This is a genomic window from Lentzea sp. NPDC004789, assembly GCF_053601075.1.
In genome coordinates this window covers 1-13673 of record NZ_JBSGBE010000011.1, presented here as the reverse complement: position 1 = coordinate 13673, position 13673 = coordinate 1, and the positions used below count along the sequence as shown (strand labels likewise).

The following is a 13673-nucleotide window of genomic DNA, read 5'->3' as shown; positions in this document are numbered from 1 at the left end:
GGGCGATGACGTGCTTAAATCGCCCGATGACGGACGTTGCGACCGAAAAGCCCCGCCGAGGCAGGCCGCCGGTGAGCGACGAGCAGCGTCAACGACAACGCCTCGACATCTCCCAGCACGCGGTCCGGCTCTTCACCGAGCAGGGCGTCGCCGCGACGTCGGGAGAGCAGATCGCCCAGGCCGCAGGGGTCTCCGAACGCACCTTCTGGCGCTACTTCCCGCACAAGGAGAGCTGCGTCGAACCGGTGCTCACCAAGATGGTCGACGCCTTCTGCGTGGTGCTGCGCGCCTGGCCCCCCGAACTGGAACTGATCGACCACCTGCGCCAGGCCTACTCACCGGTGGTCGACTCGGTCTCGGGCGCGGACGTCGACACCGTGCTCTCCGTCGTCCGCCTGACCCACGGCGAACCCGCACTGCGCGCCGCGTACCTCGTGCTGCGCGAACGCGCCGAGGACGCACTGGCCGAAGTGCTGGCGGAACGCATGGGCCTGCCGCCGGACTCGATCGACGTCCGGGTACGAGCCGCCGCCGCGAGCGCGGTGCTGCGGGTGGCCACCGACGACGTCGCCAGGGCCAGCACGGCGGGCATCACGGTGGAGGCGCTGAGCGGGCACCGCGAGCAGATCGCCACCGCGGTGAGCCAGGTGCTGGGAGCGGCGACCCCGTAACCGCGCCGGTCACGGCACGGTGATGCCCCAGTCGCTCGTCGCGAGCAACACGACGAACGCCAGCACCAGCACCGCGACGACCACCGCACCACCGATGCCGCCGACCGCCAGCCCGGCACCGACAGACCGCCACGGCGCCGGCGCGGCGAGCTTGATCACCCCGCCGACCACGGTGGAACCGATCGCGATCCCGAGGAACGCGTACGCGTACTCGCCACCCTGCCAGCCGAGGTGCGCGAGGGAGTCGTTGAAGTAGGCGCCGACGGTCAGCACGAGCAGGGCCGCCGAGACGGTGAAGCCGAGGAACGCGGCGCCTCGGTCGCGGTCGAGTTCGGTCATGCTGTCGAGAGTGCTCGTGGTGCGGTTTCGGCGGCATCGGTACAACTACTCACCCTGTGGTTGCGTTTCAGGGCCGAGGGCGGGGGTTGGTTGCGTCATCGCCGCTTCGCGACGATTGCGATTGGGGCTTGACTTCGGGGCCCTTGCGAGGTGCTGGTCGGCCTTCAAAAGCCGGGCATGAGGAGCCCGGCCGATCCGAGCACGGTAGCACCTCGCACCCAAAGTCAAGCCCCAATCGCAGTCGTGCGTGGTTGCGTTGGGCGGGTACGTCACGTCATACCGCTTGCCGAGTCGGTATTAGGCCGATCACGCGACCGCGTTGATCAGGTTGCGTCTCGGTTTTTGCTGCGGGTCGAGCCAGGCGGGCGGGTAGAACGTCGGGATGCCGTGCACCATTTTCACTTCCCACTCACTCTGATGAATGAGCGTGTGATGGTGGCGACACAGGAGCACAGCATTCTTGACGGACGTATCGCCGCCATTCGCCCAGTGCTGGATATGGTGCGCGTCGCACTGTTTCGGCGGTCTGCCACAACCCGGAAAAGCGCAACCTCGGTCTCGGGCGACCAGGACCCGACGAATTCCGGCGGGGAAACTGCGGGTCTTGCGGCCGATGTCCATCGGCTGCGACCGCTCACCCAGCACCAGCGGAATGATCCCCGCGCTGCACGCCAGCCGACGCACCTCCGCGGCCGAGATGCGCTCACCGTTGTCCAGCATGCCCCGACCGAGCTTGCCCGCCAGGTCCTCATAGCGCACCGTCACCGTCAACGTGACCGGCTCACCACCATGCTCCGGCAGCTGATCGGCGCGCAGCATCAGGTCCACCAGCTCGGCCAGCGCATCGCCCTCACGCTCGGCACGCGAGCGCGAATCAGGGCCTTCCTCGGTCGTAGTGGGGCGGGGCTTGGCCAGCGGGTCCAGCAGCGCCTCGTACTGGGCACCGGTGACCTTGTCCAGCTTGGCCCGGATCTCCAGCTGGTCGCCCTTCCAGCGCATCACATGCTGATTGACCTGCCGCACCGGCTCACGGTCACGTGGTTCCGGATCGTTCTGAAGCAGCGCGTAAACCAGCTTGCGGCCCAACCCCCGCAACGCCACCGGATCATGCTCGCGAGCGAGACTGACCACGGCCTCCTCGTACTCAGCGGGCAGCTCCTTCATCACCTCGGCGACCACCGCGACATGCTCGACCGACAACGCCCCCTCGGCCGCCGCCGACGCGGTCACCGGAAGCTCGGCAGTGATCTCGCTACCGGTCGGCGTGATCCCCGAACCCAGCAGCGCGGCATTCGCCACCCACTGCTTGGCGGTATTCCGACTCCAGCGCACCGCGTGCTGCAACACGCCCGGCAAATCCTTATAACCGAGTTCACTCGCGGCAGCACGCCGACCCAACTCGGCAATCTTGCGCATCACCGCGTGCTCACGAGCCCGAATCTCCGCCACCTCACCAACGAGACTGCTCAGCAGCTCGCCAGTGGAAAGGAGTGGAAGGTCGGATTCGCTCATCACGTGTTCTAATCTACCGCAAGATCACGATATAAATGCAGGTAAATCCGTACACGAAAGTATGAAGCGACGGCGAAGCCGAGCCCGAAAAGGACTAATACCGCCCCGGTAAGCGGTAATGCGGAAACCGGTGCCAACGCAACCACGCACACTCGCGATTGGGGCTTGACTTTTGAAGGCCGACCAGCACCCCGCAAGGGCCCCGAAGTCAAGCCCCAATCGCAATCGTCGCGAAGCGGCGATGACGCAACCAACCCCCGTCATCGGCCTCACGTCCGCGTCAGTTGCACCACGCGTTCACGCAGAGCGTGAGCGACAGCGTCGAACCCCTTCTGCACGTAAGCGCCCTGAGCCGTGAACACGGCCTCCGCGTACTTGCCGGTGAACGTCTCGAACGTCCGATAGCTGCAGCGCCCCACCCCAAGCGGCGTGATCACCTGATCACGCACACCGAGCAGGCCGGGGAACGTGTCCCCGGTGTCGTAGCGCAGCAGCCGAGGCGGGTCCACGACGCGGATGTACTCGCGGCTCACCCACGTCCCCTCGCTGCCGTCCGGCATGGGCAGGGTGAGGTCGATCGGCGAGTCGACGGCGAGAGTCGTCGAGACGGCCATCGTGTAAGGATTCCACTGTGGATAGTGCGCGTAGTCGATCAGCACGTCCCAGACGAACGACGCGGGTGCGTCGATCTCGACCACCGCGGACTCGATGAGATGGCTCATGCCGGCATGTACTCCCCGCCGTTGACGTCCAGCACCGCGCCGTTGACCTCGGAGGCCAGGCGGGACAACAGGAACAGCACCGCGCCCGCGCAGGCCTCGTCGGCCGGGATGCGGCCGAGCGGGTTGCGGGACGCGATCTCGTCGTACACGTCCTGTTCGCTCACGCCGCGCGCGTCGGCGGTGAGCTTGAGGTAGAACCGCACGCCCGGTCCGTCCAGCCAGCCCATCACCGCCTGGTTGGCGCGGATGCCGTACGGGCCCAGCTCCAGTGCGAGGAACTGGGTCGCGGTCGCCATGGCCGACTTCGCCACCGCGTAGCCGCCTTCGCCGCGCATCGGCTTGCGGGTGGTCATGGTGCCGATGTTGACGATGGAGCCGCGGCCCGCGGCCTTCATGTGCGGCACGACTTCGCGGGTCACGTTCAACGCCCCGTGCAGGATGATGTCCATCGACCGCCGGATCGCCTTTTCCGGTGTGTCCAGCAGGTCGAAGAAGCCGGGGTGCCCGAACGCCGAGTTCACGAGGCCGGTGATGGTGCCGAACCGGTCGACGGCGGTCGACACGAGCTGAGCCACGTCCTCCGGCCGGCGGACGTCGCACTGCACGCCGACGGCCTCGCCGCCGGTCGCGAGGACGTCCTTCTCGACCTGCTTCATCACGTCGGCGGAGCGTGCGGCCATCACGACCTTCGCGCCCTCCGCGGCGGCGCGCAGGGCCAGTTTCGAGCCCAGGCCCGGGCCGACGCCGGTGATCACCACGACCTCGTCTTGCAGCATCACAGGTAGACCTCCGAGTAGAAGGCGAAGTCACGCTGCAGCTGGTCCTCGGAGAGCCCGAAGTCCGTTGGCGTGTAGGAGTGCGAGCCGTGCCGTTCGGTGCGGTTCTGCGCCAGGTACGCCTCGAACGCGGCGTTGTCGGCCGGGCCGGGCGGCAGGCCGAGCGCGTCGAGGACCTCGCGGGCGACCGGGAGCGGTTTGCTGACGGTGTCGGCGAACCGCACGTCCACGAACCGGCCGGGGCGTGCCGCGCGGGCGGTGGCGAAGTCCTGCAGGGTGCGGGCGAACCGGCGCGACCAGTACCGTCCGATGAGGACCGGATCGACGTTCTCGCTGTACTGCGAGGACATCGCGCGCACCATCGAGGCGTACGACGGCACGGCGTTGACGGGGGAGCGGTGCGTCATCACGATCTTGCAGCCGGTGAACGTGTCGAGCACCGTGTCGACGGCCGTCAGGTGGTGCGGCGACTTGAGCACCCACGGGCGGTCGCGGCCGGGGTTCTGCCACTGCAGCACCTGCAGCCACTCGCGCAGCTCGCGGTAGGCGGGAGACTGGTCGGCGGAGCGCAGCCAGTCGCCGTACGACGGCACCCAGTAGAACGAGTCGTAGCTCATCGACACGAACGTGCGGTCCAGCAGGATCACGTCCTCCTCCGGCCCGTCCCACACGACCGTGTGCAGGTCGCCGAACTCGGGGGAGAGCTGCGCGAACATCTGCATGCGCTCCTGGGCGCGGCGCTTGCGGTCCGGGGCGTCCGGGCCCTCGCCGGGGAACGGGATCGGGTACGCGACCTCCCACGACAGCGTGGAGGTGACCTGCGGTGACGCGGCCAGCAACCGGTGCAGCAGCGTCGATCCGGTGCGGGGCAGGCCGCAGATCTCCGCGGCCACGCGCACTTCGACGTCGAGCACGGACGGGTTCTCGCGTTGCAGCGCGCGCAGCCGCAGCCGGTCCGCCAAGAGCGCCGTCAGCCGGTGTTTGGTGAGCTCGAAACCCAACGGCGATAGCGCGGCCTCGGTGTTGAGGGCGCGCACGAGCACATCCAGCGGTTCGCGGAACCAGTCGTCGCCGAAGTCGGAGAGCCCGGTCTTGGTGGACGCCTTCTCCAGCAGCTCCGCGACGTTCAGCTCGGTCGTCACCGTCATCGCAGCTCCTCCAGCGGCACCACGCGGCACTTCGGGATCGGGTGTTCGCTCGCGCCGAGCCACCGCAGCAGCGCGGTGCCGGAGTTGTGCCCGCAGGTGTCGATCCAGTTGCCCGCACCGGGATCGCGCGGCGCCACCACGATCGTCAGCCGGCCATCGGCGCCCAGCACGGCCGTGTGCTTGTTGACCGTGACGCGCCGGCGGTGGTCGAGCGACTCCATCCACCAGTTGTCGAGCTGGAAGTTCCAGTAAGGGCAGTCGGGCACCTCGGTCTCGACCACCCACGCCTCGCCGGGCCGCAGCGTCCAGTAGCCGTGCAGGTAGAAGATCTCCGGATCGCCGCCCGCCCGCTGGAACATCTCCTGGCCGAAGTCGGGCAGTTCGTTGGGGCGCGCCATGAACGTCTGCGTCCAGTGCGCGAACGTGGCCGCGGTGCCGTGCACCGACAGCGCGGCCCGTTGCAGCGCTTTGGCCAGGAACTCCGGCGTCAGCTCGGCGGGTTCGGCCGGTCCGCCGACCTGCTCGATGTACCACTCCCCGGGCACCTCGGTCGTGCGGTCGAGATACGTCTGGCGCACCACGAGACCGGTCGAGTCGGGGGCGAGCGGAAGCCAGTTCTCGCCCTGCTGGACGGCACTCGCGATGATCTCCACCGTGCCGTCCGGCGCGATCGTCAGGTCGGCGTCGGACAGCTCACCGGTCGAGGCCATCGTGCCGTCCTTGGCGTACCGGTTGGCCTTCGAGCCGATGCTGAAGTACGCGATGGTGCCGCGCGTCCCGGTGATCCGGTACGTGCGGTCACCGCGGATGTTCGCCGACAGGTAGACGTTGTCGGGGTTGTCCGCGCCGATCTTCACCAGGTCGAGCCGGTGGAACCGCGGGAAGTCGGGATCGGCGTTGTCCAGGCAGGAGTACAGCATCTCGCGGGTCAGCCGGGCGAGGTAGCGGTAGCCCTCCGCCCGGTCCAGCGGGGTGTCCGGCCCGGAGCCGATCACCTCACCGGCCTTCTCCAACGCCCGGCAGAACTGCGACCACGCCTGATCCGGCACGGGACCCTCCCCGAATTTAGAACGTGTTCTAGCGGAACATACCCGATTCTGGACAACGTTCAACAGACGCCGAGCGTGCGAAGCCGCGCCACCACGGCCTCGGCGGCCTCCTCGGGGCTCAACGCCGTGGTGTCGAGCCTCAGCTCGGGGTTCTCCGGTGGTTCGTAGGGCGAGTCGATGCCGGTGAAGTTCGGCAGCTCACCGCGCCGCGCCCGCGCGTAGAGGCCCTTGGGGTCGCGTTGCTCGGCGACGGCCAGCGGCGTGTCCACGAAGACCTCGCAGAACTCGTTCTCGGCGACCAGCTCCCTGGCCAGCGCCCGCTCGGCCCGGAACGGTGAGATGAACGAGACCAGCACGATCAGCCCGGCGTCGACCATCAGCGCGGCCACCTCGGCGATGCGCCGGATGTTCTCGACCCGGTCGGCGTCGGAGAACCCGAGGTCGGAGTTCAGCCCGTGCCGCACGTTGTCGCCGTCGAGCAGGAACGTGTGCCTGCCGTCGGCGTGCAGGGCCTTCTCGACGAGGTCGGCGATGGTGGACTTGCCCGCGCCGGACAGCCCGGTCAGCCACACCACGCAGGGCCGGTGGCCGTTGCGCTCGCTGCGCGCCCGCTTGTCCACGGTGAGCGTCTGCCAGCGCAGGTTCGCCGACCGCAGCGCGAAGTCGATCATCCCGGCGCCGACCGTGGCGTTGGTCAGCCGGTCGAGCACGACGAACGAGCCGAGGTCGCGGTTGGTGCGGTAGCCCTCGAACGGCACGGGCGTGTCGAAGTGCACGCGGTCGACGCCGATCTCGTTGAGCTGCAACGGCTTGGTGGCGGTGAACCCGACGGTCCGCGCGCCGATCTTGGCCAGGTACTGCCTGCCGGGCAGCAACCCGGTCTCGTTCAGCCAGACCAGGTGCGCCTGGAACGAGTCGGCGGTTCCCGGCGGGTCCTGGGCGGCGGCCAGCACGTCACCGCGGCTCGCGTCCACGTCGTCGGTCAGCACCACGGTGACCGACGATCCGGTCGGCGCCTCGGTCAGGTCGCCGTCCATCGTGACGATCCGGTCCACAGTGGAGACTCGATCTCCGACGCGGACTTCGTCGCCCTGGCGCAGGGTTCCGCGCAGCACCCGCCCGGAGAAGCCGCGGAACGACGAGTCCGGCCGGTTGACCCACTGCACGAGGAACCGCGACGGCCCGTCCACCTCGGCCGGCACGTCGACCGTCTCCAGCCACTGCAACAGGGTCGGCCCGCCGTACCACGGCGTCAGCTCGCTGTGGCCGACCACGTTGACGCCCTCGGTCGCGGCCATCGGCACACAGGTGATCTCGGCGAAGTCCAGCTCCGCCGCGAACTCGGTGAACTCCGCGACCACCTCCTCGAACGCCTCCCGCGAATAGCCCAGGAGGTCGAGCTTGTTCACCGCGAGCGCGACGTGCCGGATGCCCAGCAACGACACAATGCGCGCGTGCCGTCGCGTCTGGCTGAGCACGCCCTTGCGCGCGTCGAGCAGAATGACCGCGGCGTCAGCGGTGGACGCGCCGGTGACCATGTTGCGCGTGTACTGCTCATGCCCCGGCGTGTCCGCGACGATGAACCGCCGCGCCTCCGTGGCGAAGAACCGGTACGCGACATCGATCGTGATGCCCTGCTCGCGTTCGGCCGCCAAGCCGTCCACGAGCAGCGCGAAGTCCAGCTCGCCGCCCCGCGTCCCGACGCGGCGGGAGTCGGCCTCCAACGCCGCCAGATGGTCCGCGTACAACAACTTCGACTCGTACAGCAGCCGGCCGATCAGCGTGCTCTTGCCGTCGTCGACGCTGCCGCAGGTGATGAACCGCAGAAGCCCCATCAGAAGTAGCCCTCCCGCTTCTTGCGCTCCATCGAGCCGCTCTGGTCGTGGTCGATCAGCCGCCCCTGCCGTTCGGACGTGGTCGCGGCCCGCATCTCCTCGACGATCTCCGCCACCGTCCGCGCCTCGCTGCGCACCGCGCCGGTCAGCGGGTAGCAGCCGAGCGTGCGGAACCGGACGAGCTCGTGGCGCGGCGGTGCGGTCAACGGCATCCGGTCGTCGTCCACCATGATCAGCATCCCGTCGCGGTCGACCACCGGTCGCTGGGCCGCGAAGTACAGCGGTACCACCGGAATCCGCTCGCGTTCGACGTAGCGCCACACGTCCAGCTCGGTCCAGTTCGACAGCGGGAACACCCTGATGCTCTCGCCGGGCGCGACCCGCGTGTTGTAGAGCCGCCACAGCTCGGGACGCTGGTTCTTCGGGTCCCACCGGTGCTGCGCGGTGCGGAACGAGAACACCCTTTCCTTGGCACGCGAGGCTTCCTCGTCGCGCCGCGCGCCACCGAACGCCAGGTCGAACCGGTGTTCGTCCAAAGCCTGCCGCAGCCCCTGCGTCTTCCACAGGTCGGTGTGCCGCGCCGATCCGTGGTCGAACGGGTTGATGCCCAGCGCCACGCACTCCGGGTTGCGGTGCACGATCAGCTCCAGCCCGAGCTCGCGCGCCGTCTGGTCCCGGAACGCGATCATCTCCCGGAACTTCCACGTGGTGTCGATGTGCAGCAACGGAAACGGCGGCTTCGACGGGTAGAAGGCCTTGCGCGCCAGGTGGAGCAGCACCGAGCTGTCCTTGCCGATCGAGTACAGCAGCACCGGCCGCTCGCTCTCCGCGACCGCCTCGCGGAAGATGTCGATGCTGTCGGCTTCGAGCCGGTCGAGGTGGTTCATATGAGCGCTCCCACCAGCTCGGGCCGGCAGATCAGCAGGTCCGGCAGCCACGGGTCGGGCTGGTTGTAGACGAGTGGCCGCCCGTCGACGCGCGAGGCGTGCAGCCCGGCCGCGCGTGCCACGAAGACGGGCGCGGCCGAGTCCCACTCGTACATGCCGCCCGCATGCAGGTAGGCGTCGGCCTCGCCGCGCACCACGGCCATCGTCTTCGCGCCCGCGCTGCCCATCGGCACCAGCACGCCGTTGATCGCCTCGGCGACCCGCTGCGCGAACTCGGGCGGCCGGGTGCGGCTCACCGCGATCCTCGGCCGGCGGCGCGGTGCGCGCGGAACCTGTTGCAGCGCGGGCAGAGCGACCGCGCCCGCGACGAGCTCGCCGCGTTCCCAGAGCGCCACGTGCACGGCCCAGTCGGTGCGGCCCGGCTCGGCGTACTCGCGGCTGCCGTCCAGCGGGTCGATGATCCACACCTGGTCGGCGGTCAGCCTGCGGGGGTCGTCGGGCGCCTCCTCGGACAGCACGGCGTCGTCCGGCCGGTGCTCCTCCAGCTGTGCGGCCAGGAAGAGCTGCGCGACCCGGTCGCCGTCACCCGGTCTCACGCTGATCAGCAACCGGCCGGTCTCGGTGGCCAGCCGCAGGGCCAGTTCCGCATCCGTCTCCGCCATGCGACCGAGGGTAGCGAGCAAACCGAACAACGTTCAATATGCTTTTGAACGTTGTTCAACGTAGAATTCCGAGACGTGAGCACCGAGCAGACCGCGTGGGGTGACGCGGAGGGCAGGCGGCGGGACATCCTCGCGTCCGCCGAGCGGATCCTCGAGCAGAGCGGCTACGCGGGCCTGACCATGCGCGCGATCGCGGTGGGGGCGGGCGTCAGTTCCGGCACCGTGTACCAGTACTTCTCCGGCAAGGAGGACGTCTTCGCGGCGCTGATGGAACGCCGTCTGGACGAGCTGCAGCGCACGCTCGCCGAGGTCGACCGAGGTCTCGGCATCGCGGGTGTGCTCAGGGAGATCGAGCCGCAGGTCACCGAGCTGTGGCGGCGGTTCGGCAGGTCGGCCGCCCAGTGGGAGGCGAAGGTGCTGTCCGGCGGCCGCAGGGGCAAGGAGGTCGCCGGGTCCGCTCAGGACTACCGCAAGACGATCAAGGCGCTCGCGCAGGCGCTGGCCGAGACCGCGGCGGCGTCCGGTCAGACGCTCGTCGACGACCCCGCGCTGCCGCACTGGGTGTGGGACTGCATGATCGGGCTCGCCGACGACCTGCTGCTCCAGGGCGCGCGCACGAACCGGGTCACCCCCGCGCACCTCGTCGAGTTCGCGACCGGTGCGATCGAGCGGGGCGTCATTTCCCGCTGACGAGCGAGTCCACCGTCGCGGAGCCGTTCTCCCCGCAGGCGCGCCGGGACGCGGTGAGCGTGGCCGGGTTGTTCGCCTCGTCCGACCTGCCGGCCTGCCCGAAGAGCCGCTTCAACAGGTCGATCTGGGCGTCGAGCCCAGCCGACAGGAAGTCGCCGCACGTCGAGTTGGTGCTGAGCCTCTCCTCCGAGTCCCACTCCGCCGGTCCGAACGCGAAGAGCAGCGCGACCACGATCAGCAGGCCGAGCGCGAAGACACCGACGCCGGGCCCTTTCTTCGGGCGCAGCCAGGCCTCCGCCTCCTCCGAGAAGGGCGCGAGCGGCGTCTGCTCGGTGTCGACCCAGAACTCGAAGCTGTCGCTGCCGGTCACCTCGACCTGCACGTGACCGGCGACGATCAGGATGCTCGCCACGTGGTCCTTCGGGTACGCGCCGACCCAGAACGGGTCCGGCCGCACCAGCACCAGCCGGTCGGGCAGCAGGAAGAGGACGTCGCGCTCGCCTCGCGCGAGCCGCTCCGTCTGGCCCTGCTGGACCACGACGCCGGCCAGCCGTGCCCGCACCTCTGGGCGTTCGTGCTCTTCGAGGGCCTCCGCGGCGATCGCCCACAGATCGGGTTGTTCCACGCCCGTCCTATCGCTGCGATCCGGCACGCGGGTTAGCCGCAGATGCCGAAATTGCTCCAAATGGCGTTCAAGTCGCAATCTTCGCGCCGATGACGGGGAGGTCGTAGCGGCGGCGGATGCTCGTGCCCAGCACGCCGATGTCGGCCCCGTAGACGTGGATCGAGATCGCGACCGAGCTGGAGTTGTTGCACACCTTGTGAATGTCGCCCGGCGGGACCAGATAGGACGCCACCCCTTGCGGAGTGCGATTGAGCCGCAACGGAACGAGGTGATCACCCGCGAGCCGATAGGTGGTCTCTTCTTCTTCGCCGACGTACGTGCCCACGACGCACCACGACACGTGGTCGTGGATGCAGGTCTCCTGACCAGGCAACCAGACCAGCGCGATGACTGAGAACCTGCCGTCGGGCTCCACGTGCAGGACGTGCTGGCGGTAGTGGTGGGGGTCGGGCTCGCGGTCTTCGGGGTCCAGCAGCCGCGGGTCGTCGAGGTGGACGGTCAGGGCACCGGCGACCCGCGCGGCGACGACGGCGTCGTCACCGCCCGCGGTCACGGCGGTGCGGACCGCGCCGACCAGGCGCGCGGCGGTGGGGGAGAGCAGACGAGGCATGGCGGTGACTCCTTGCACCTTCTGGTCACATGATCACAACAGCTCCGATCAGGGCCACGAGTGAGATCAGGACGGTGGAGAGCAGGCCCAGCGTCAGCGCGGGCAGGCCGGAGCGGGCAAGCGCGCGCAGCCGCACCGCCGTGCCGAGGGCGAACATCCCGGCGGCGAGCAGCAGGTTGTCCAGGAACGTCGCGGTCGACAGCACGACGTCCGGCAGGACGCCGGTGCCGCGCACGGCGGCCGCGACCAGGAAACCGATGACGAACAACGGCACGAGCGGCGGCCGCGTGCCGGCCTCGGGGAACCTGCGGCGTTCGGCGACGCTCACCGCGGCGAGCATCGGCGCCAGCAGGACGACCCTGGTCAGCTTGACCGCCACGGCGATGGCGAGCGCGCCGGTGACCGGTCCGGCCGCGGCGACCACCTGGGCGACCTCGTGCACGCTCCCGCCCGCCCACACCCCGTACGCGGCGGGCGAGAGGCCCGTGAGCGAGTGCAGCGCGGGCAGGCTGAACATCGCGACCGTGCCGAACAGCGTGACCAGGCCCAACGCCTTGGCGACGTCCTGCTCGTCCTGCTCGCGCACGCCGTTCATCGCCGCGACCGCCGACGCGCCGCAGATCGAGAACCCGGTCGCGATCAGCAACGACAACCCGTCACCGACCCCGAGCACCCGGCCGAGCCACCGGGTGACGGCGAACGTCACCACCACGGCGACGACCGCCAGCGCGAGCACCTCGTAGCCGAGCGACAGCACGTCCCTGACCACCAGCTTCAGCCCGAGCAGCACGATGCCGAGGCGCAGCAGCCGGCGTCCGGCGAGTTTCAGCCCGGGGCCGGTCGCGGCGGGCAGCCGCACGACGTTGGCGACGACGGCACCGAGCAGCACGGCCGCGGTCAGCGCGCTGACCGACGGCAGCAGCCACGCGACGACCATCGCCACCGCGACCCCGGCCGCGACCAGCGTGAGGCCGGGTAGCGGTGAGTCGGTCGTGCGCGTGGTGGTCCCGAGGCTGCCCATGTGAGCAACCATCACGCTGACGAGCTACGCGCAGAAGATGGTCATTGCTTGGGGACATATAAGTTCGCGTTATGCCCTGGCGGCTGCGCTCACCACCGCGTCGACCGCGGCGCGCATCAACGGCAGCCGGATCAGGTCGGGCCAGGTGTAGAGCGCGGTCTCCCGTTCCGCGTGGGAGTCCACCGCGATCGCGGTCAGGCCGGGGTGCTGCAGGAACGACAGCAGCAGCCGCGGCACGAGCGCGACGCCGAGCCCCGCGGTGACGAGGCTCTGGATCGCGAGGTTGTCGTCGGTGGAGCAGGTGACGTCCGGGGTGAACCCCGCCTCCGCGCAGGCCTGGTCCAGGGCGCGTCGGCAGCGGGGACAGCCGGCGATCCAGCGCTCGCCCTCGGTCTCCCCGAGCGACACGCGGTCGCGGCCGGCCAGCCGGTGCCCCGCGGGCACGAGCAACGCGAGCGGTTCGCGCAGCAGCGGCACCCGCAGCATCCCGGCCACGGCGGTCTCGTCCCGGGGCTCACCGCGGTAGCTGAAGCTGATCACCACGTCGACCGTGCCGCGCCGCAGCAGGCCGAACGAGTCCGGCGGCTCCTCCTCGAGGAGTTCGAGCCGCAGCCCGGGGCGTTCCTTCGCCAGGATGGCGGCCGCCACAGGCACGAGCGAGACGTTGGCGCTGGGGAACGCGCAGATCCGGATCGTGCCGATGTCGTGCGTCGCGATCGCGCTGATCTGCTGGTGGGTCGCGGCCAGCTGGTCCAGCAGCGCCGTGCCGCGTTCGGCGAGGATGCGGCCGGCCTCGGTGAGGGCCAGGCCGCGGCCGGTCCGGACGAACAGCGGGCCGCCGACCTGCCGTTCCAGTGCCCGCATCTGCTGGCTGACCGCGGGCTGGGTGCAGTGCAGCTCCCGCGCGGCCGCGCTGAACGACCCGGTCCTGGCGACGGTCGCGAACACCTCTAGCTGGCGGGTATCGAGCACCTTTCGCACGATAAGCCCGATCAGCGGCCCCGGCGAAGGGGCCGCCGACCGGGTGCGTCCTAGTACTACAGCCGCATGGCGTGATCTTGGTCGATGACCTGCCGGGGATGTGAGACGGCCACCGTGATCAACTTCGAGGTGTGTTGGGACTCGA

15 protein-coding genes are annotated in these 13673 nt (G+C 69.6%); 2 read left to right on the top strand and 13 right to left on the bottom strand.

Translation table 11 applies throughout. The features are described from left to right. Nucleotides 1-26: 26 nt before the first annotated feature. Nucleotides 27-671, top strand: a complete 645-nt coding sequence (locus tag ACWEIJ_RS24505; protein ID WP_449839553.1) for a TetR family transcriptional regulator — start codon at nucleotides 27-29, stop codon at nucleotides 669-671. A 9-nt stretch (nucleotides 672-680) separates the two neighbouring features. Here the strand turns inward: ACWEIJ_RS24505 and ACWEIJ_RS24500 are convergent, their stop codons facing one another. The 9 genes from ACWEIJ_RS24500 to ACWEIJ_RS24460 form a co-directional block, all read right to left on the bottom strand. After that, nucleotides 681-1010, bottom strand: coding sequence for a hypothetical protein (locus tag ACWEIJ_RS24500; protein ID WP_449839552.1), 330 nt, complete (start codon nucleotides 1008-1010; stop codon nucleotides 681-683). Between the two features lie 306 nt (nucleotides 1011-1316). Further along, the gene (locus ACWEIJ_RS24495) at nucleotides 1317-2522 is read right to left on the bottom strand and encodes a DUF222 domain-containing protein (RefSeq protein WP_449839551.1); all 1206 of its coding nucleotides are present in this window, start codon (nucleotides 2520-2522) and stop codon (nucleotides 1317-1319) included. A 269-nt stretch (nucleotides 2523-2791) separates the two neighbouring features. Next, nucleotides 2792-3244, bottom strand: coding sequence for an SRPBCC family protein (locus tag ACWEIJ_RS24490; protein ID WP_449839550.1), 453 nt, complete (start codon nucleotides 3242-3244; stop codon nucleotides 2792-2794). Next, nucleotides 3241-4020 (bottom strand): SDR family oxidoreductase, encoded by a 780-nt coding sequence (locus tag ACWEIJ_RS24485; protein WP_449839549.1) that lies wholly within the window; start codon nucleotides 4018-4020, stop codon nucleotides 3241-3243. The genes ACWEIJ_RS24490 and ACWEIJ_RS24485 overlap by 4 nt, the downstream gene beginning before the upstream one ends. Then, entirely contained in the window at nucleotides 4020-5168 is a 1149-nt protein-coding gene (locus tag ACWEIJ_RS24480; RefSeq protein ID WP_449839548.1) for a sulfotransferase family protein, read from the bottom strand. The genes ACWEIJ_RS24485 and ACWEIJ_RS24480 overlap by 1 nt, the downstream gene beginning before the upstream one ends. After that, nucleotides 5165-6217 carry a DUF1214 domain-containing protein gene (locus ACWEIJ_RS24475; protein ID WP_449839547.1) on the bottom strand — a complete coding sequence of 351 codons (1053 nt, stop codon included), beginning with the start codon at nucleotides 6215-6217 and terminating at the stop codon, nucleotides 5165-5167. The genes ACWEIJ_RS24480 and ACWEIJ_RS24475 overlap by 4 nt, the downstream gene beginning before the upstream one ends. A gap of 59 nt (nucleotides 6218-6276) precedes the next feature. Further along, complete coding sequence (gene cysC / locus ACWEIJ_RS24470) at nucleotides 6277-8052, bottom strand: adenylyl-sulfate kinase (RefSeq protein ID WP_449839546.1); 1776 nt, start codon at nucleotides 8050-8052, stop codon at nucleotides 6277-6279. Beyond that, nucleotides 8052-8939, bottom strand: a complete 888-nt coding sequence (gene cysD, locus ACWEIJ_RS24465) for a sulfate adenylyltransferase subunit CysD (protein WP_449839545.1) — start codon at nucleotides 8937-8939, stop codon at nucleotides 8052-8054. Before cysD ends, cysC begins: the two co-directional genes overlap by 1 nt. After that, entirely contained in the window at nucleotides 8936-9601 is a 666-nt protein-coding gene (locus ACWEIJ_RS24460) for a 3'(2'),5'-bisphosphate nucleotidase CysQ (RefSeq protein WP_449839544.1), read from the bottom strand. The genes cysD and ACWEIJ_RS24460 overlap by 4 nt, the downstream gene beginning before the upstream one ends. A 75-nt stretch (nucleotides 9602-9676) precedes the next feature. Between ACWEIJ_RS24460 and ACWEIJ_RS24455 the strand changes: the two genes are divergently transcribed. Next, the gene (locus tag ACWEIJ_RS24455) at nucleotides 9677-10291 is read left to right on the top strand and encodes a TetR/AcrR family transcriptional regulator (RefSeq protein WP_449839543.1); all 615 of its coding nucleotides are present in this window, start codon (nucleotides 9677-9679) and stop codon (nucleotides 10289-10291) included. Here ACWEIJ_RS24455 and ACWEIJ_RS24450 read toward each other — a convergent pair. From ACWEIJ_RS24450 to ACWEIJ_RS24435, 4 genes are all read right to left on the bottom strand, one after another. Further along, nucleotides 10278-10916 (bottom strand): hypothetical protein, encoded by a 639-nt coding sequence (locus ACWEIJ_RS24450; RefSeq protein WP_449839542.1) that lies wholly within the window; start codon nucleotides 10914-10916, stop codon nucleotides 10278-10280. The two genes, ACWEIJ_RS24455 and ACWEIJ_RS24450, sit on opposite strands and share 14 nt — an antisense overlap. Nucleotides 10917-10983: 67 nt before the next feature. Next, entirely contained in the window at nucleotides 10984-11526 is a 543-nt protein-coding gene (locus ACWEIJ_RS24445) for a hypothetical protein (RefSeq protein WP_449839541.1), read from the bottom strand. A gap of 25 nt (nucleotides 11527-11551) precedes the next feature. After that, nucleotides 11552-12547 carry a YeiH family protein gene (locus tag ACWEIJ_RS24440; protein ID WP_449839540.1) on the bottom strand — a complete coding sequence of 332 codons (996 nt, stop codon included), beginning with the start codon at nucleotides 12545-12547 and terminating at the stop codon, nucleotides 11552-11554. Between the two features lie 69 nt (nucleotides 12548-12616). Then, the gene (locus tag ACWEIJ_RS24435; RefSeq protein ID WP_449839539.1) at nucleotides 12617-13519 is read right to left on the bottom strand and encodes a LysR family transcriptional regulator; all 903 of its coding nucleotides are present in this window, start codon (nucleotides 13517-13519) and stop codon (nucleotides 12617-12619) included. Nucleotides 13520-13673 lie beyond the last annotated feature (154 nt).